Genomic DNA, 17,791 nt, shown 5'->3' with positions numbered 1-17,791 from the left:
CGGAGGCCAGCTGAGACCCGACGGGTGACCACCCCCGTCTCGACAGAGGACCCACCCCCGGGCGCGACGGAAAGCCCGCCCCGAAGCCCGACGGAAGGCCCGCGAAACCCGGCGAGGGCCGGCCCGACGAGGGGCCACCCCAGGGCCGACCGAAGGCCCGGCCACGAGGCGCTGCGGGGCCCACCCGAGACCCGACGGGAGACCCACCCCCGAGATCGACGGAAAATCCGCCCCGAATCCCGGCAGAGGGCCGGCCCGCCCGAGGCGCCACCCCGACACCGACCGACGGCCTGCGGCCGAGGCCCGAGGCCCGAGGCCCGAGGCCCGACGGAAGCCTGACCGAACGTCCGCCCGGAAGCGGGCGGAAGGCCGGCCGAGGAGCCGCCCCGAGGGCCGGCGGAGAGCCCGGCCGCGATGGACCGAGAGGGGCCGAGAGGCCACGAAGGTCCGACCGACAGCCCGCCCATGAGCCCGGCGATGAGCCCATCCGAGGGACCACCCCAAGACCCGCCACAGAGCCCGGCCGAAGGCCCGGGTGAAGGCCGCCGGAGCACCAGACCTGGACATATCACCCGAATTCGACCATCCCCTACGGAGCTCTCGCCCCCCGCATCCCCTCTTCCCACCGGGCCGCAAAGCCGTCCCTAAGAGAAGATTTGCGTACATATCTCTCACAGGGTGCGGGGCAACCATGACTGTCCAGAAGGCGCAGGTCTCCGTCGTCGTCATCGGGTACGACGACGACGCCCACGTGGCGGACGCCGTCCGCTCGGCGCTCGCGCAGGGGCCGGCCGTCCGTGAGGTGATCGCCGTCGACGACTGTTCGACGGACGGCAGCGGGGAGCTGCTGGAGCGGCTGGCCGAGGCCGAGCCCCGCCTGCGGGTGCTGCGGCGCCGGACCAACAGCGGCGGCTGCGGCACCCCGCGCAACGACGGGATGGACGCCGTGTCCTCGCCGTACCTGATGTTCCTGGACAGCGACGACGTGCTGCCGCCCGGCGCGGTGGACGCGCTGCTGGGCGCCGCCCTGGAGCACGACGCGCCGGTCGCGTCGGGCCTGTGCGTGCGCAGGGAGCTGCCGTCCGGCCGCGAGACCCCCTGGCAGCCCGAGCTGTACGCCCGGCGCACACTGGTGCCGCACCCCGCCCGGCGCGTACGCCTGGCGCACGACACCCTCTGCGTCAACAAGCTCTACCGCACCGCCTTCCTGCGCGACCACGCGATCCGTTTCCCCGAGGGCCGCTTCCCGTACGAGGACTTCGTCTTCGGCGCGCGCGTGCTGGCCGCGGCGCCGCGGATCGCGCTCGTCCCCGACCCGGTGTACGTCTGGCACGTGCGCCGCTCGGCCGCCCGGCTGTCCCTCTCCCTCGACCGCTCCGGCACGGCCAACTGGCGGGCCCGGACGGAGGCGGACCGCCTGTCGTACGACATCCTGCTGGGCGCCGGCGAGAAGCGGCTGGCGCGGGCGACGCGGACGCGTTTCCTCGACCACTCACTGCGGATGTACGCGCGCGAGCTGGACCTGCGCGGCGCGGAGTACCGGCGCGAGTGGTGGGCCCTGACCCGCGCGCACCTGGCCTCCTTCGACGAGGGCGACTTCGCTACGGCGCCCGCGCCCGGCCGGGTCGTCGCCCGGGTGATCCTCGCCGCCGAGGAGCCGCGCGACCTGGCCCGCCTCAAGGAACTCGCGGCCCGCCCGGCCCGGCTGACCCCGCCCTACGCGCGCGCGGACGACGGTACGCCCGTCTGGTCCGCTGAGCTGCCGCAGGTGGAGCTGGACCATCTCCTCGTCCGCCCCGTGCATCTGCTGCCGGCCGCCGTCGACGCGGAACTGCGGCCACGCGCGCGCCGGACGACGCTCCGGCTGCGTCTCCACGAGCTGTACGGGCGGATGGCGGAGGCGGGTCCGCTGAGCGTGCGGGCGGAGTTCACCGCGCGGGAGGACGGACGGGTGGGGTTCACCGGTTCGGCCCCCCTCGCGGCCGAGCCGGACGTCGACGGCTGGACGGCGGAGATCCCGCTGGACCTGTCCGCGCTGGGCGGCGGGACCTGGGACCTGCGGCTGCGGCTGCGCTTCGCGGACGGCGGTCACCGGGACACCACCGCGCACGCCGTCGCGGGCACCGGGCTGCTGCGCCGGAGCATCCTGCCGGACACACGCCACGGCGTGCTCCTCGCACAGCCGTACGCGACGCACGCGGGGGCGCTCGCGCTACGGCTCGCGCCCGGTTGGCGAGGTGTGACCGCAGTGGTGCTGCGTCGCCTCAAGCGCCTGCTTCACTGAGAGCCGACTGATTGCACCTGCATCATCACCATGGCGTCACGCATCGCCATGCCTACGAGGGGACGGTCGTCCATGACCTGGCTGATCACCGGTGGCGCCGGATACATCGGGGCGCACGTGGTGCGCGCGATGCTCGGCGCGGGCGAGGAGACCGTCGTCTACGACGACCTGTCCACGGGGATGGCCGAACGGGTGCCCGACGGCGTGCCGTTGGAGATCGGCTCCACCCTCGACGCGGAACGGCTGGCCCGGGTGGTCCGGGACCGGGGCGTCACCGGCGTCGTCCATCTCGCGGCCAAGAAGCAGGTCGGCGAGTCCGTCCAACTGCCGCTGCACTACTACCGGGAGAACGTCGAGGGCCTGCGCACCCTGCTGTCGGCCGTCACCGACGCCGGCGTCGCCTCCTTCGTCCTCTCCTCCTCGGCCGCCGTGTACGGCATGCCCGACGTGGACCTCGTCACCGAGGAGACGCCGTGCGTGCCGATGAGCCCCTACGGCGAGACCAAGCTGGCCGGCGAGTGGCTGGTCAGGGCCACGGGCCGGGCGACGGGCCTGTCGACGGCCTCCCTGCGCTACTTCAACGTGGCGGGGGCCGCGAGCCCCAGGCTGGCCGACACCGGCGTCCTCAACCTCGTCCCCATGGTCTTCGAGAAGCTGTCCGAGGGCGCCCCGCCGCGGATCTTCGGCACCGACCACCCGACCCCCGACGGGACCTGCGTCCGGGACTACATCCATGTCGTCGACCTCGCCGAGGCCCATGTGGCGACCGCGCGGCGGTTGCGCGAGGCCCCGGGCACCGACCTCACCCTCAACATCGGGCGCGGGGACGGCGTCTCGGTGCGGGAGATGGTCGACCGGATCACCGTGCTCACCGGCCACGACGTGACCCCCGTGGCCGTCGGGCGGCGGCCCGGCGATCCCGCGCGGGTCGTCGCCTCGGCCGACCGGATCGCCGCCGAGCTGGGTTGGAAGGCACGGTACGGCGTCGACGACATGATCACGTCGGCCTGGGCCGGCTGGCAGGTGAACCACCCCACACGGTGAGAAATCCGGGGAGAACCGTGACGGGATCGTCGTACCGTGGGAACTGTCCGGTGTCGTTTGCGCGTGTGTACTGAGGGAAGCGAACAGGCAACCGGCGTACGAGCGCGCGAGGCGTGCGTGAGCACGACGGGCGGCGACGGGCAAGCGACGAAAAGACGTATCCGACAGGGGCGTTACGGGGGTAGCGGCGATGCCGGCATGGGACATCGATCCGATCAACGTGCAGACCACGCTGAGGTCGACCGGTGAGGCGGCGGGCGGCCTGGAGAAGGCCGCCAACTCGCTGGTGTCGAACATGGCGAGCGCGGCCGAGTCGGCCGGAACGGCCGTGCCGGGCGGGCAGTTCAGCGGGCCCATGGTCGGGCCGGTGGCGGCGGGCACCCCACGGGTGCCGGTCGGTCCGGTCGCGGCGGCACTGAGCACGTACCTGCAGGAGCGGCAGCAGAAGCTGGCGTACATGGCGCAGCGGACCATCGACTCCGTGCAGGGCGCTGCCAAGGCGACCAACGCCTATGTGACGGGCGACCTGGACATGGCCGCCGAGCAGCAGGCCAACGCCCTCAAGGCGACGGTGGTCCCGCCGCCGCCCGGTGTCGACGGCAACGGCGGGCAGGGGCCGAAGTGAGCGACGACATCCCCGTCATCCCGGAGGAGGTCCCCGAGTTCACCGGCAACCTGGAGCTGCTCGACCAGAACATCGCGGGCGTGCGGTCGGCCGGCACCTCCCTGAAGGACTCGGGCTCGGCGATCCACACCCGCTTCGGCGGCCTCTCCGCGTACTACAAGGCGCCCGAGGCGGAGGCGCTGTTCGCGACGACCGCTCCGGTGGCGGCCAAGGGCGACGAGTTCGCCACCGAGCTGGAGACGGTGGCCTCGGCGCTGGACACGTACGCCGCCGCCGTCGGCCCGCTGAAGCAGAAGTTCGACCAGCTCCGGCAGGACGCCGTCGCGTTCCGCGCGAAGATCGCGGACGACGACGAGTGGCGCGCCGACGGTGACCTCGTCGAGGAGAACAACAACCGCCGCTCGGACATCAACGCCACGTACGCCGCGTTCCAGGCCGCCGAACGCGACTGCTACAACAAGATCGTCGCGCTGGTGGGCGGCGAGGCGCTCGTCGTCAACGACGGCTCGAACAAAGAGAACATGTACGGCTACCGGGGCGAGGACCTGGACAACGCCGGCGGGCTGCCGTGGGGCGATCCGGTGGAGGAGTCCAACCCCTGGTACTACGTCCACGAGCACGTCTGGGACTTCGCCGTCGGCTTCGTGGTCGACGGGGTGTGGGGCACGATCAAGGGCCTGGGCACGCTGGTCGGTTTCAACGGCTGGGACGCGGCGGGGCAGGCCTGGGTGGGCCTCGGCAAGCTCGCGACCGGCATCGTCATCATGTCCAACCCGGTGACGGCCGCAGCCTTCTGGCTCACGCCCGACGACAAACTGCCCTCCTGGATCCGGGATTCCCGTACGGCCGTCGTGGAGACCGGCAAGGCGCTCATCGCCTACGACGAGTGGGGCAAGAATCCGTCCCGCGCGGCCGGGGCGGTCACCTTCAACGTCCTGACCACGGTCTTCACGGGCGGTGCGGGCGGCGCGGTCGCCGGCGCGGGCAAGGCGGGCGCCATCGCCCGGGCCATCTCCTTCGCGGGCAAGGCCGGCAAGATCGTCGACCCGATGACGTACATCACCAAGGGTGTCGGCGCGACGGCCGTGAAGATCAGCGACGTCATGGCGAGCCTGCGCGGCATCACCGACGGCACGCACATCAAGCTCGGCGAGGGCACCTACCAGATCGCCGATCCGCCGAACATCGCCGACGAACTGCCGTCGGGGCTCACCCCCGAGAACTCCGTCCGCATGGAGACGCCCACGGGCGAGGTCGTCTATCTCGACACCGACACGCTGGTCGTGCACAACGCCGACGGCACGGTCCGGGAGTCCCTGGACGGCGTCAAGCACGAGGGGACGGCGGCCGAGCGGGGCGTCGATGCGGGGTCCCGGCAGCCCGAACTGGTGGGCGCGGGCGCCAAGGTGGGCGACGGCGCCTCCGTGGTCGGGCGCGTCGGCGACGACCTGGGCGGAGCCGGACGGACCGGGGACACCGGCCTGCCGGGCGGGCGGGCGGGCGATCCGCCGGGTGGCCGCGCCGACCAGCTGCCCGGCGGTCGCGCCGACGACCTGGGCCGCGGGCCGTCCGGGAACCACGAGACGCCGACCGGGGGCGGCGGCCCACGCGGCGGAGAGGGCCCGACGGGGAGCGGCCACGGTGAGCGCCCCGTGGGCGGCCACGGCGAGACGCCCGGCGGCGGCCACGGCGAAGGCACCGGCGGCGGGCACGGCGAAGGCCCCGGTGGCGGCGGCCACGGCGCCGGACCCGGCGCGGGAGGCGAGGGACCCGGCGGCGACGGACCCGGCGGTGGGGACGGACCCGGCGGAGGCGGCGGACCCGGCGGCGACGGAGCCGGCCGGCCGGACTTCAGCGAGGGCGACGCGACGCCCACGCCTCCCACCGGCCCCATGCGCCCCGACCAGCAGGCCGACGTCGTGAGCGCGCTCAACAGCGACAAGCTCAAGCTCAAGCCGCAGGACCTGCAGCGCATGCTCACTCAGCTGAACAAGAGCCCCTACGGAGCCGGCATCGCGGAGCACATCACCCGCGGGGACCTCGCGGGCATGCCCGGCTACAAGGACCTCCTGCTCCAGGTCAAGCAGGGCGACATGACGCCCTCGGTGCACATGGCCATGGAGCACGCGGCGGACCTGAGCGCCCGGGGCGCCAAGGACGTGGCGTTCGAGTTCAAGGCGCCGGGCGACAACCTGGACCTGGACGTGCTGGTCAGGGCGGGTGACAGGATCGAGTACGGCGTCCAGCTCAAGGACGTGCAGTCGGCCTCCGGCATCAACTCCGCCGCCAAGAAGATCGCCGCCAAGCAGCTCGCCGGAGAGATCGCCGGCCAGAAGGTCGCCATCCTCGACATCCACGACATGAAGGGCGCGGTCACCGATGACATCCTGAAGGCTGTCGAGAGACACGCCAAAAGGATCAACGCCACCTTCGAACTGCGTTTCCAGGACGGCTCGATCACCATCCCGGCCAACGGCCCGACCTATCCGTGAGGAATTCCGTGTCCCTTCTCATGCGCGCCCCGAAGGAATGTGCGTCGTGGACGTGGGAGCTCGACGAGTTCGCACCCTCGGGCCTGGACTCCGCGCTGTCCGTGGCGGCCCGGATGTGCGCCGTCCTGCGCGAACACGAACTGCTGGTACCCGACAGCCTCGAATGGAACTGGATCGTCTACGGCAGCGGCGGCACCGGGCTCACCACCCGGATGGCGCTCCAGGGCCCCATGGACGACGAGGACGTGCCCCGGCGCATCGAGCACAGCCGCCCCGTCGGCCTCCCCGACGCGGCGGTCGGGAGCGTGCTCGTGCTGGGTTCCGGGACCTGGATCGACGCGACGGGCGAGAAGCGCGGGGAGCACCGGCTGGTCGAGCTCACGGTGGCCCCCGACGCACCCGGCATCTGGGTGGAGCTGGCCCTCCACCACGACGTCTGGGGCCCGTTCGACTTCCGGGGCGAGCCGCATCCCGAGGTGGAGAGGCAGAACGCCCCACGCCTCGCGGCGGCCCTGCGGTCGCTCGACGCCGTCCTGGGCACCCCCGCCGAGCCCGGTGAGCCGACCTACTTCGGCTCCGCCGAGGGCCACGGCGTCAAGGCCCCGGACATCATCGACGGCCGGGGCCCGGACCTGACCGACCTCTTCTGACCAGCGCCCGCACCGCACGCGCACCTACACCTGCACCCGGGCCCCGCGTCGTCGCCGAAGGCCGCACCGACGCGGGGCGCGGGGCGCGGGACCCTCAGCCCCCGCCCGCCTCGAGGGAGCCGATGACGTACTCGGCCTCGTCGTCGATGGCGTTCTCGGCCGGGTCCAGGGTGATCCGCGAGGGGTGGCCGTCGGGGGCGTACTCCGCCTCCGCCGTGTCCGCCCCCTCCTGCCAGGCCTTCTCCAGCCTGTCGATCAGGTCACCGATGCTGGGGACCCGGCCGGGTCCGTCCGCCAGCGCCTTCCTGCCGGCGCTGTCCAGACCGACGGCCCCCGCCACCTCGCCGTCCCGGACCGTCACGCGGAAACGCCCCGTCAGGACCTGCGAGGTCGAGGTGAGCGTGTAGACGTACGAGGCGGGCTCCTGCCACATGACCCTGTGCGCCGCCGTGGTACCGCTCGGCGATGCCCCCTCGGTCGACTTGGGGGAGGCGGTCCCGTCGTCGCAGGCGGCCGTCACCCCCGTCGTTCCCGCGACCAGCGCGGCGGCGAGGAGCACGGAGCGAGCACGGGAGCGTAAGCGTACGAGAGTCACGGCGACCCCATTCCTGAGCGACTGTGACCAAGACGCAGCCCGCGCGGAAAACGTTCAGCCCGGTGCCGCTCCCGCCCGGCCCAGCGCCCTCCTCTACAGAGCCCGCAGCGCCGCGGCCGTGGCCCGCGTCAGGCTCTCCAGATACCCCTTCGGCAGCTTCGGCGACCGTACGACCACCGACCGCCAGTACAGCGGCCCGAACATCACGTCCAGGGCGAGGTCCTCGTCGACGTCCGCCCCGACCTCGCCGCGCGCGACCGCCGCGGCGACGATCCCCGTGGCCACGCCCTGCTGGCCCTCCCGCAGCGCCTTGCGCATCGCCTCCGCGATCTCCGGGTTGCGGGCGGCCTCGGCCTGGAGGTCGGGGATGATCTGGCCGGCGACCGGGTGCCGCAGGGCGCGGGAGGTGACCTCGTAGAGCAGCCGGAGGTCGCCCTCCAGCGAGCCCGTGTCGGGCATCGGCAGGCCCTGGACGGCCACCGCCGAGACGAGGTCGAGGACCAGGTGCAGCTTGGAGCGCCAGCGCCGGTACACCGCCGTCTTGCCGACGCCCGCCCGGCGCGCGATCCCCTCGATGGACATCCGGGCGTAGCCGACGGCCGCCAGTTCCTCGAAGACCGCGGCCCGGATCGCCTCGGTCACGTCCTCCCGGAGCACGGCCGCCCCGGCGGGGGCCCGGCGGCGCGGCCGTGGCGGCGGCTGCGCTGCGGAGGGGCCGGCGTTGGTCGTCATGCCCCCAGCATAGGGCGCCACGACGAAACGGTTGCGTTCCGACGTCGAATCGGCTTACTCTCGCGTGACGACGATACGGTCCCGTCCCGACGTAAGAGCCGGGCAAGGACGGCGTGAGAACCCCGAGCGCCGGCGCCCGAGTACGCGGACGCCCCCCACTAGCGAAAGCAGCGGATGTGAGCCAGGTCCTCCACACACCGCCACCTCCCCCGGCGGCCCACCCCCCGGCCGCCCCGGCCGACCGGGGCACCCCCGCCGAGACCCCCGCCCAGCTCGCCGAGCGGTACGGGCTCAGCGTCAGCGGCGCCCGCCCCTCCCTCGGTACGTACGTACGGCAGCTGTGGGCCAGACGGCACTTCATCACCGCCTTCGCCACGGCGAAGCTGACCGCGCAGTACAGCCAGGCGAAGCTCGGCCAGATCTGGCAGGTCGCGAATCCGCTGCTCAACGCGGCGGTCTACTACCTGATCTTCGGCTTGCTGATGGGCACCAAGAAGGGCGTGCCGGACTACGTCCCGTTCCTGGTGACGGGCGTGTTCGTGTGGACCTTCACCCAGAGCTCGATCATGGCGGGCACCCGCGCCATCTCCGGCAGCCTGGGCCTCGTCCGGGCGCTGCACTTCCCCCGGGCCTCGCTGCCCCTGTCGTACTGCCTGCAGCAGCTGCAGCAGCTGCTGTTCTCGATGGCCGCGCTGGTCGTGATCCTGCTGGCCTTCGGGGTGCCGGTGGCCGTGTCGTGGCTGCTGGTCGTGCCCGCGCTGGCGCTCCAGTTCGTGTTCAACGCCGGCATCGCGATGGTGATGGCGCGGATCGGCGCCAAGACCCCCGACATCTCGCAGCTGATGCCGTTCGTCCTGCGCACCTGGATGTACACGTCGGGCGTGATGTTCAGCATCGACCGCATCCTCGACAACCGGGACGTCCCGGCCTTCGTGCACCTGCTGCTGGAGTGCAACCCGGCCGCCGTCTACATCGACCTGATGCGGTTCGCGCTGATCGACAGCTTCCACGCGAGCCAGCTCCCGCCGCACGTCTGGGCGATCGCCGCGGGCTGGGCGCTCCTCGCGGGCGTCGGCGGGTTCATCTACTTCTGGAAGGCTGAGGAGACGTACGGCCGTGGCTGACACGATCACCCCCACCGTCACCGTGCCGGACGCACGGCACGAGACCGTTCCGGTCACCGCCCCCGAACTCGTCCCCACCGTCGTCGTCGACGGCGTCGACATCGTCTACCGCGTCAACGGCACCGGTGCCGGGCGCGGCACCGCCACCGCCGCGCTCAACCGCATCCTGCGGCGCAAGAAGTCCGAGAAGGCGGCCGGTGTCCGCACCGTGCACGCCGTGCGGAACGTGTCGTTCACCGCGTACCGGGGTGAGGCCATCGGGCTCATCGGCACCAACGGCTCCGGCAAGTCGACCCTCCTCAAGGCCGTCGCCGGGCTGCTCCCCGTGGAGAACGGCCGCATCTACACCGACGGCCAGCCCTCCCTGCTCGGCGTCAACGCGGCCCTGATGAACGACCTGACGGGCGAGCGGAACGTCCACCTCGGCGGGCTCGCCATGGGCATGTCCCGCGAGCAGGTGAAGGAGCGGTACGAGGAGATCGTCGACTTCTCGGGCATCAACGAGAAGGGGGACTTCATCACCCTCCCCATGCGCACGTACTCCTCCGGTATGGCGGCCCGGCTGCGGTTCTCCATCGCCGCCGCCAAGGACCACGACGTCCTGCTCATCGACGAGGCCCTGGCCACCGGCGACCGCTCCTTCCAGAAGCGCTCCGAGGCCCGGATCCGCGAGCTGCGCAAGCACGCGGGCACGGTCTTCCTCGTCAGCCACAACAACAAGTCGATCCGGGACACGTGCGACCGGGTGCTGTGGCTGGAGCGCGGTGAACTCCGCCTGGACGGGCCGACGGACGAGGTGCTGAAGGAGTACGAGAGGTTCACCGGCGGCAAGAAGTAGGCCCCGACGCCGTCCTCACCTCTCCAGGAAGGTGAACAGCGCCTCCCACCGGTCCACGATCTCCTGCGGTGCGTACCGCCGGATGTTCCTTCTCGCCGCGTCGCCCATCCGGTCCCGCAGGCTCTTGTCGGTCATCAACAGGTCCAGCTTGCGGGCCAGTTCACCGGTGTTGCCGGGGGCGGCGAGGAGGCCGTCCTCGCCGTCGCGGACGATCTCGTGGACGCCGGGGGCGCAGTCGAAGGCGACGCAGGGCACACCCATCGCCATGGCCTCCATCAGCGCGAGGGGGAAGCCCTCGCCCCGGGAGGACAGCGCGAAGACCGAGCCGGCGCACAGGGCGCCGGGCACGTCGTCCGTACGGCCCCTCCAGGACACCGAGCCGTCGAGGCCGAGGGCCGTGCACTGCTTGCGCAGCAGTTCCTCGTCCTCGCCGGAGCCGTACACGAGCAAGGTCCAGTCGGGGTGGCGGGGCGCCACCTCGGCCCAGGTGTCGAGGAGCATGTCGACACCCTTCTCGTCGCTGAGCCGGCCGATGCTGACCACGGCCTTCCCGGTGCGCGGCGAGGGCGTCTCCGGCAGCCAGGGCACGGCGTTGGGCAGGTACGAGGCGTTGTTGAGGCCCTCGCCGATCCACAGGTCGGCGTCCTCGCGGGTGAGGACGAGCATCCGGTCGACGTCGCGGTAGTGGGTGAGCACCCGCCGGAAGCGCGAGGAGCGCCGCGAGGCCTCGAAGGACTCGTGGCTCATGCCGATGACGGTCAGACCGCTGGTGTCGGCGAGCCGGACCCACTCCATCGCCCAGACCTGGGTCACGACGACCACCCCGCCGGGCCGCGCGGCCCGGAAGAGGCGCGTGAGCACGGCCGCCCTGTCCCGTCTGCTCACGTCCCGGGCCCGGCCGGGCGCCGGCGGCTGCCCGTCGTACAGCCTGGTGGTGGGGTACGGGAGTGCGCCGAGGTCGTGCGGGTCCTCGGGGGTGGTGATCCCGATGACGTGCACCCGGTGTCCGCGCCCGGTGAGCAGGCGGGCCAGGTGGTGGGACCAGCTGGTCACCCCGCCCGTCTCGTCCACGCTGTTGGACACCAGGAAGACGTCCCGCGCCCCGGCCACCCGTGTCCCCTCCGGCCCGGTCACCCGCGCCTCCACTCGGAGAAGAACTGGTCGACGACGCTCCGGGCCGCCGTCCCCCGGTCGTACTCGCCGAAGTCGGCCGTGAACCGCTCGCGCGCGGCGGCGTACTTGAGCGTCAGGTCCTCCAGCGGCATCGACCGCAGGACGGCGTGCAGTTCCTCCTCCGTCCGCACGACCGGGCCCGGCGCCCGTTCCAGCAGGTCGAAGTAGGTGCCCCGGCCCTCGTGCACGTACTCCTCGTAGTCGTGAGCGAAGAACAGCATCGGGCGGTCGAGCAGGGCGTAGTCGAACATCACCGACGAGTAGTCCGTGATCAGCGCGTCCGCGAGGGCGAGGAGGGGGGTCACGTCGTGGTGGGCCGAGACGTCGACCACCCGGCCCCGGACCGACGGGGGGAGCACGACATGGTTGAGGTAGTGGGCGCGGACGAGGAGGACGTACTCGTCTCCGAACGTCTCGGCGAAGCGCTCCACGTCGAAGGGGAGGACGAACCGGCGCTGCCCCTGGTGACGGAAGGTGGGGGCGTAGAGGAGGATCTTCCGGTCCGCCGGGATGCCCAACTCGGCTGCCAGGGCCGGGCGTTCGGAAGGCGGGCGGGTCCCCCGGGCGCGCACGAGAGCGTCGTTGCGCGGATAGCCCACCCGCAGCAGCACCTTCTCCCGCAGCCGGAAGGCCTTCGCCAGGGTGCGCACGTCGTGCTCGGAGCGGATCAGGAAGTGGTCGAAGCGGTCGAGGGTGCGCTGCTGTTCGGCCTGTTCGGCACGGGACTTGAGCTTCCAGCCGGGCTCGTCGAAGCCCATGCGTTTGAGCGCGGAGCCGTGCCAGGTCTGGAGGTAGGTCGTGCCGGGGCGCTTGGCCAGCTTCAGCGGGAAGCTCTGGTTGTCGATCCAGAACCCGGCACGGGCCAGCGCCCGCAGGTACGGCAGCGACCAGCGCCGGACGAGGGTGGCGTCGGCCGGGAACCCCTCGGGGCGGCCCGTGTACGACCACACCGCCTCGAAGTCGAGACCCTGGCGGCGCATCTCCTCGTAGATCGCCCGGGGGCTGTCGCTGTACTGCCGGCCGAGGTGGCTCTCGAAGACCACCAGGCGCCGGCGCATCGGCAGACGCCGGAACACCTCCTCGTAGAGGCGGAGCTTGGTGTCTCCGGAGGTGGCTCTCGCGCGCAGCGTCTTCGCCCCGCGGTAGCCGGACTTGGCGAGCCGGCCGGGTGTGCCCCGCAGCCCTCGGGTGACGAGGGCGTGCGCCTTCTTGTCGGGGACGAGCCGGAAGGCGAGGTGGCCGCGGGCGGAGACGTGCGGCTCGATCCGGTCGGCGACCAGCCGGGTGAGGCGGGGGCGGACCGGCAGTGCACCGGCGACGAGGCCCGGTTCGGCGGCGCTGAGCCGGCTGGTGGTGCGCTCGCCGTCGACGTCCAGGTGCAGGCGTACGTCCCAGACGGCGTCCACGATGCCGAGGGGCCGCAGCGTCCTCGCGATGTCGACGGCGGCCTCCCAGGTGAGGTACGGGCCGTCGTGCCGGACGGCCGTCACCGGCACCCGGAAGGTCCGGAAGCGCACACCGGGGCGGCGGGCGTAGAACTCCAGCCCGGCGGTGAGCCGGGCGCCGGGCGGGACGACGCCGAGGGGGTTCGTGACGCGTCCGGCCAGGCGGATGCCGCCCCCGCCCGCCGCGTCCCGCTCGTACCGCGTCAGCTCGTTGCGCAGGAACAGCCTGCCGACCGGGCGGGAGTGGTACCCGAGTTCGGTGACGTCCAGGATCCGGCGCGCGAACTCCCCCTCCTCCCCCGGGGCGTCCAGGTGCTCGGCACACCAGTAGACGCGCCCGTCGCGCTCGACGAGCGGCGCGGAGACCTTGTCGCGGTTGGTGAGCGTGTCCACGGCGGGCAGCAGGTTGTCCCAGTCGCCCTGCCGCAGGAGGTAGGCGCAGACGGCGTGCACGGGCTCGACCGCGTCGTACGCGGCCGGGTCGACCGACATCAGATAGGCACGGGCCAGCCGGGCGAACTCCGCACGGTAGGCCGCGTCACGGAAGGGCAGGTCCCGCAGGTGCAGCACCAGGTCGTGCTTGAGGAACTTGACGTCCTTGTGGAACTTCAGTTCCCCAAGACCCCGGTCGGCGAGGAGCCGGTCCACCCTGCGGTGGATCTCCATGCGGTGCGCGAAGTTGGCGATCTCGGCCCGCCGGTTGCTGATCGAGGCCACGGCCGCCCCCGGCGTCTGGACGACGTTCCAGTCGTAGACCCGGTTGGGGATCAGGGTGATCCGGCGGGCGGCCGCGTACGCCTGGGCGGAGAAGAAGAGGTCCTCGTAGTGGATGCCGACGGGGAACAGCAGGCCGCCCTCGACCAGGAAGTCCCGGCGGTAGCACTTGTTGGTGGACAGGGTGTCGTAGACCAGCAGGTCGGGCAGCTCGGCGACCGAGTCGAGGGTACGGGTGCGGGCGTACAGCCACGGGTACCACTTGACCTCCTTGCGGGCGCGTGTGTCCACGTGGACGCGCACGCAGAGGCCGGAGACGATGTCGGCACCGGTGGTCTCGGCGGCCTCCAGCAGGTTCCGGCAGGCGTCGCGCTCCAGGACGTCGTCGCTGTCGAGGAAGACGACGTACGCGCCGCGGGCCTCCCGGACGCCCGCGTTGCGGGGCGCGCCGCAGCCTCCGCTGTTCTCGGGCAGCCGGTAGGCGCGCACGCGGCCCGGGTGCTCGGCGGCGAGGCGGGCGGCCACCTCGTAGGAGGCGTCCGTGCTGTGGTCGTCGACGATCACGACCTCGACGCTCCGCAGCGTCTGCCCGAGCACCGAGCGGACGGCCGTGGGCAGCCTGGCAGCGTCGTTGTAGACGATCACGACGACGGACACCGCGGGTCGCTGGTCCACGTCCGCGCTCACCCCACTCATCCCTTTTTCGACCGGTTCTCCTCCCCTCTATAGACCGTGGCGCGGCGGGGGGCCACTCGGGCGGACGCCTCTGCCGGTGCGTGGGGTGCCGCGAGTTGCCTCATCCGCCACCGCCACGGCCGTGCCGCGATACGCTCCGCAGAGAGGCTGAGCGGAGGGGGCGGTCGATGCGCGGGGTGGTGCCTGAGCCGCTACGGGTGGAGGATCCGCGGGAGATAGCCGGGTATCCGCTGTACGCCCGGATCGGTGAGGGCGGGATGGGCACCGTCTATCTCTCCCGCAGCCGGGGCGGCCAGCCGGTCGCGCTGAAACTGGTCCGTCCGGAGTACGCCGGCAGCCCCGCCTTCCGTGAGCGGTTCGCACGCGAAGTGGCCGCCGGGCGCCGCGTCTCCGGCTACCACCTGGTGCCGATCGTCGACCACGACGCCGGGGCGGAGCGGCCGTGGCTCGCCACCCACTACGTGCCGGGTGTCCCCCTCGACCAGGTCCTGGAGACCCACGGTCCGCTCCCCGTGCCCACGGTCCTGCAGCTGCTGGCCTGCGCCGCGTACGCGCTGGACGCCGTGCACACCGCCGGGGTGATCCACCGTGACGTCAAGCCCGCGAACCTGCTGCTCGCGGCGGACGGGCCCTGGCTGCTCGACTTCGGCATCGCGCGGGCGGCGGGCGCGGCCACCCTCACCACCGCCGGACGCCTCATCGGCACCCCGCACTACATGTCCCCCGAGCACGCCCTCGGCCGCCGGGTGACCTCCGCGTCGGACGTCTTCGCGCTCGGCCTGATCGCCGCGGTCGCCGCCACCGGCGCCCACCCGTACGGCCGGGGCAATCCGCTGGCCATCGCGACCCGTATCGCCGCCACCGACGTAACCCCGCCCGCCCTGGACGGCATCGGCCGGCCGCTCCTCGACATCGTGCGCCGCTGCCTCACCGCCGACCCGGCGTCCCGCCCCTCCGCCGCCGCCCTGGCCGAGCACTGCGCGGGAGCGGCCCGCCGGGATGTGCGCGACTTCACCGGCTGGCTCCCGGCCCCGGTCGCCACGTCGGTGACCCTCATCGAGACGGCCTTCCGCACACTGTCGCTGACGGAGGCCCCGACGACCCCGGCCCCCCGTCCCCTCCTCTCGGAGGCCCCGACGGCCCGCCCCCTGCCGGCGACGGCCCCGATCACGGTCCGGGACGAGGAGTGGCGCCACCGGGTCCGCCGGGATCCGTAGGGCCGTCGGCGGGCACGCGGGGAGAAGCGCGGGGTGCAGCCCCGGCTTCTCAGGGGCGGGGAACTGCGCGACAAGCCCCCACCGGACCCGCACCCGCCCACGCGCCGGACCACCCCGCCCCTACCGCGCACCCCGGCCTCCGATCCCCGGGAACCACAACACCACCCCAAGTGTCATAAGTGCCGTATAAGCTTCGGACCGCTTCAAGTGCCCAGGCATGGCACAGGAGTTCGGCACCGCACCGGGGGAGGCTCCCATCAGCAGCAGCACTGGCGACATCCTGAGCCCGTTGGGGCCGCAGGACCCGAGAGAGACCGCCGGCTACCACCTGCACGCCCGGATCGGCGAGGGCGGCATGGGCACGGTCTATCTGTCGCACACCCGCGGCGGCCAGCCCGTCGCCCTGAAGGTCATCCGCCGCGAGTACGGCCAGGACGCCGACTTCCGCCGCCGCTTCGAGCAGGAGGTCCAGGCGGCCCGGCGCGTACAGGGCTACCACATCGTCCCGGTGGTCGACCACGACACCACCGGCGAACTCCCCTGGCTGGCCTCGGCGTTCATCGCGGGCATCTCCCTGCACGACGCCCTGGTCGGCTTCGGTCCGCTGCCCCTGCCCGCCGTGTTCCAGCTCGTCGGCTGCGCGGCCCGTGCCCTGACCTCCATCCACGCGGCCGGCGTCATCCACCGCGACCTCAAGCCCAGCAACATCCTGCTGGGCTCCCAGGGCCCGTACGTCATCGACTTCGGTATCGCCCGCGCCGCCGACGCCACCCATCTGACCCAGTCCGGCGGTCTGATCGGCACCCCGCAGTACATGTCCCCGGAGCACGCCCTCGGCGAGCAGGTCACCCCGGCCACCGACGTCTTCTCGCTCGGCCTGATCGCCGCCGTCGCGGCCACCGGCCGCCACCCGTACGGCGACGGCGGTGCCATCACCATCGCCGCGCAGATCGCCAACACCGCCCAGCGGCCCCCGAGGCTCGACGGGTACGACGAGCGGCTGCGCCCCCTGCTGGAGCACTGCCTGACCGCCGACCCGGCCGCGCGCGCCGGCACCGAGGAACTGGCCGCCCTGTGCCAGGAGTCGGCGGGCCGCGGCCTCAGCGACTTCACCGGCTGGCTCCCGGCCCCCCTCGCGGCTGAGATCACCCGCCGCGAACAGTCCGCCCAGGCACCGCCCGAACCGACGGCGCCCCAGATGCCCGCCGCACCCCCGGCCGCCCCGCCGACAGCGGCCCCGGCGGCACAGGACACCACCCAGGGCGTGCCCCAGCCGGGCCCGGCCACCGGCTTCGGCCCGCCGTCCCAGACCCCGGCCCCGGGCTACGGCTACCCGCCCCCGGCGACGGACACCTACAACCTCACCCCGCAGCCCCAGACCGGCCAGGCCCCCGCCCCGGCCCCCGCGCCGCCCAGGAAAAGCCGCCGAGGGGTGAAGGCGGCCCTCGTCGCCCTGGCCCTCGTCCTCGTGGCCGGCTCGGGCGCGGCAGCCGCCGTCTACGTGCTGGGCGGGAAGGACAAGGGCGGCACCGACGCGAGCGGCACGAAGGACGGCGGCACGAGCGAGGGCACGGGCGGGGACAAGGGCTCCTCGCCCCCCACCCCCGCTCCCACCGACGACGGCGGAAGCGGCGACGGACAGGACGTCACCAAACCCACCGGGTCCGCCACGGTACCCGCGGGCACCAAGTTCACCCTGGCCTTCGAGGACCAGTCCTTCGTCCTGCGCACTCCCGCCGAGAACTACACCTACATCGACCTGGACCAGCCGAGCATCGACATCAAGGCCGAGATGCGGGACGAGGCACGGGAGATGTCGATCCAGAACGGCCAGTGGAACTTCGAGACCACGATGGGCAAGAGCGGGGGCCCCACGCTCGACGAGTGCCGCACGGGCGCGGACACCGACGTCCTGCCTTCCCTCGTGGGCCCCGACGACTTCGGCAAGGACGGGATCATCCCCGAGGGCTCCCTCCTCTGCACGGTCACCAAGGACGGCAACCTCGCCATGTACGAGATCACCAAGCTGACCCCGGGTGAGTACAGCTGGGAGGTACCGAGCGTCGAGGGCAAGCTGACGCTCTGGAAGAAGAGCGGCGCGTAGCCCGGCCCACGCGGACGAACGGGGGCGCCCCACAGCCGTGGGGCGCCCCCGTCGCCGT

The 17,791-nt window shown here is 72.7% G+C and carries 13 protein-coding genes; 9 read left to right on the top strand and 4 right to left on the bottom strand.

Annotated features, from left to right (window positions below):
• Positions 1–691: 691 nt before the first annotated feature.
• From ACFU5F_RS24675 to ACFU5F_RS24655, 5 genes are all read left to right on the top strand, one after another.
• A complete protein-coding gene (locus ACFU5F_RS24675; RefSeq protein ID WP_383891080.1) occupies positions 692–2,284 on the top strand; it encodes a glycosyltransferase family 2 protein in 1,593 nt (530 codons plus the stop codon).
• 72 nt (positions 2,285–2,356) lie between these two features.
• Entirely contained in the window at positions 2,357–3,328 is a 972-nt protein-coding gene (galE, locus tag ACFU5F_RS24670) for a UDP-glucose 4-epimerase GalE (protein ID WP_383891077.1), read from the top strand.
• 190 nt (positions 3,329–3,518) lie between these two features.
• The gene (locus tag ACFU5F_RS24665; RefSeq protein WP_383891074.1) at positions 3,519–3,953 is read left to right on the top strand and encodes a DUF6507 family protein; all 435 of its coding nucleotides are present in this window, start codon (positions 3,519–3,521) and stop codon (positions 3,951–3,953) included.
• Positions 3,950–6,445 (top strand): hypothetical protein, encoded by a 2,496-nt coding sequence (locus tag ACFU5F_RS24660; RefSeq protein WP_383891072.1) that lies wholly within the window; start codon positions 3,950–3,952, stop codon positions 6,443–6,445. The genes ACFU5F_RS24665 and ACFU5F_RS24660 overlap by 4 nt, the downstream gene beginning before the upstream one ends.
• A 20-nt stretch (positions 6,446–6,465) precedes the next feature.
• The gene (locus ACFU5F_RS24655) at positions 6,466–7,095 is read left to right on the top strand and encodes a hypothetical protein (RefSeq protein WP_383891121.1); all 630 of its coding nucleotides are present in this window, start codon (positions 6,466–6,468) and stop codon (positions 7,093–7,095) included.
• A gap of 94 nt (positions 7,096–7,189) precedes the next feature.
• Here the strand turns inward: ACFU5F_RS24655 and ACFU5F_RS24650 are convergent, their stop codons facing one another.
• Both ACFU5F_RS24650 and ACFU5F_RS24645 read right to left on the bottom strand, forming a co-directional pair.
• Positions 7,190–7,690: a DUF6174 domain-containing protein gene (locus ACFU5F_RS24650; RefSeq protein WP_383891069.1), complete on the bottom strand. Its 501-nt coding sequence runs from the start codon at positions 7,688–7,690 to the stop codon at positions 7,190–7,192.
• Between the two features lie 93 nt (positions 7,691–7,783).
• Positions 7,784–8,422, bottom strand: coding sequence for a TetR/AcrR family transcriptional regulator (locus ACFU5F_RS24645; RefSeq protein ID WP_383891067.1), 639 nt, complete (start codon positions 8,420–8,422; stop codon positions 7,784–7,786).
• 176 nt (positions 8,423–8,598) lie between these two features.
• On the opposite strand from ACFU5F_RS24645, the gene ACFU5F_RS24640 reads away from it, so the two are divergent.
• Both ACFU5F_RS24640 and ACFU5F_RS24635 read left to right on the top strand, forming a co-directional pair.
• Positions 8,599–9,546 (top strand): ABC transporter permease, encoded by a 948-nt coding sequence (locus tag ACFU5F_RS24640; RefSeq protein WP_383891064.1) that lies wholly within the window; start codon positions 8,599–8,601, stop codon positions 9,544–9,546.
• Between the two features lie 22 nt (positions 9,547–9,568).
• Positions 9,569–10,384, top strand: a complete 816-nt coding sequence (locus tag ACFU5F_RS24635; RefSeq protein ID WP_383891118.1) for an ABC transporter ATP-binding protein — start codon at positions 9,569–9,571, stop codon at positions 10,382–10,384.
• A gap of 15 nt (positions 10,385–10,399) precedes the next feature.
• On the opposite strand, the gene ACFU5F_RS24630 is transcribed toward ACFU5F_RS24635, so the two are convergent.
• Both ACFU5F_RS24630 and ACFU5F_RS24625 read right to left on the bottom strand, forming a co-directional pair.
• Positions 10,400–11,518, bottom strand: a complete 1,119-nt coding sequence (locus tag ACFU5F_RS24630; RefSeq protein WP_383891061.1) for a glycosyltransferase — start codon at positions 11,516–11,518, stop codon at positions 10,400–10,402.
• On the bottom strand, positions 11,515–14,412 hold the full coding sequence (locus ACFU5F_RS24625) for a CDP-glycerol glycerophosphotransferase family protein (RefSeq protein WP_383891058.1): 2,898 nt from the start codon (positions 14,410–14,412) through the stop codon (positions 11,515–11,517). Before ACFU5F_RS24625 ends, ACFU5F_RS24630 begins: the two co-directional genes overlap by 4 nt.
• 167 nt (positions 14,413–14,579) lie before the next feature.
• Here ACFU5F_RS24625 and ACFU5F_RS24620 point away from each other — a divergent pair, with 167 nt between their 5' ends.
• Positions 14,580–15,629 carry a serine/threonine-protein kinase gene (locus ACFU5F_RS24620; RefSeq protein WP_383891055.1) on the top strand — a complete coding sequence of 350 codons (1,050 nt, stop codon included), beginning with the start codon at positions 14,580–14,582 and terminating at the stop codon, positions 15,627–15,629.
• A gap of 217 nt (positions 15,630–15,846) precedes the next feature.
• Positions 15,847–17,733 (top strand): serine/threonine-protein kinase, encoded by a 1,887-nt coding sequence (locus ACFU5F_RS24615; protein ID WP_383891053.1) that lies wholly within the window; start codon positions 15,847–15,849, stop codon positions 17,731–17,733.
• The last annotated feature ends 58 nt before the right edge of the window (positions 17,734–17,791 follow it).

Source organism: Streptomyces sp. NPDC057438, assembly GCF_042802995.1.
GTDB lineage: Bacteria > Actinomycetota > Actinomycetes > Streptomycetales > Streptomycetaceae > Streptomyces.
The sequence above is the reverse complement of the archived record's forward strand: the minus strand, read 5'-3'. Positions and strand labels throughout refer to the sequence as shown.

Bases quoted from the DNA above. Each gene is read 5' to 3' on its own strand.
- ACFU5F_RS24615 (WP_383891053.1), top strand. From the start codon at position 15,847: ATGGCACAGGAGTTCGGCACCGCACCGGGGGAGGCTCCCATCAGCAGC.
- galE (WP_383891077.1), top strand. From the start codon at position 2,357: ATGACCTGGCTGATCACCGGTGGCGCCGGATACATCGGGGCGCACGTG.
- ACFU5F_RS24625 (WP_383891058.1), bottom strand. From the start codon at position 14,412: ATGAGTGGGGTGAGCGCGGACGTGGACCAGCGACCCGCGGTGTCCGTC.
- ACFU5F_RS24675 (WP_383891080.1), top strand. From the start codon at position 692: ATGACTGTCCAGAAGGCGCAGGTCTCCGTCGTCGTCATCGGGTACGAC.
- ACFU5F_RS24655 (WP_383891121.1), top strand. From the start codon at position 6,466: ATGCGCGCCCCGAAGGAATGTGCGTCGTGGACGTGGGAGCTCGACGAG.
- ACFU5F_RS24620 (WP_383891055.1), top strand. From the start codon at position 14,580: ATGCGCGGGGTGGTGCCTGAGCCGCTACGGGTGGAGGATCCGCGGGAG.
- ACFU5F_RS24665 (WP_383891074.1), top strand. From the start codon at position 3,519: ATGCCGGCATGGGACATCGATCCGATCAACGTGCAGACCACGCTGAGG.
- ACFU5F_RS24645 (WP_383891067.1), bottom strand. From the start codon at position 8,422: ATGACGACCAACGCCGGCCCCTCCGCAGCGCAGCCGCCGCCACGGCCG.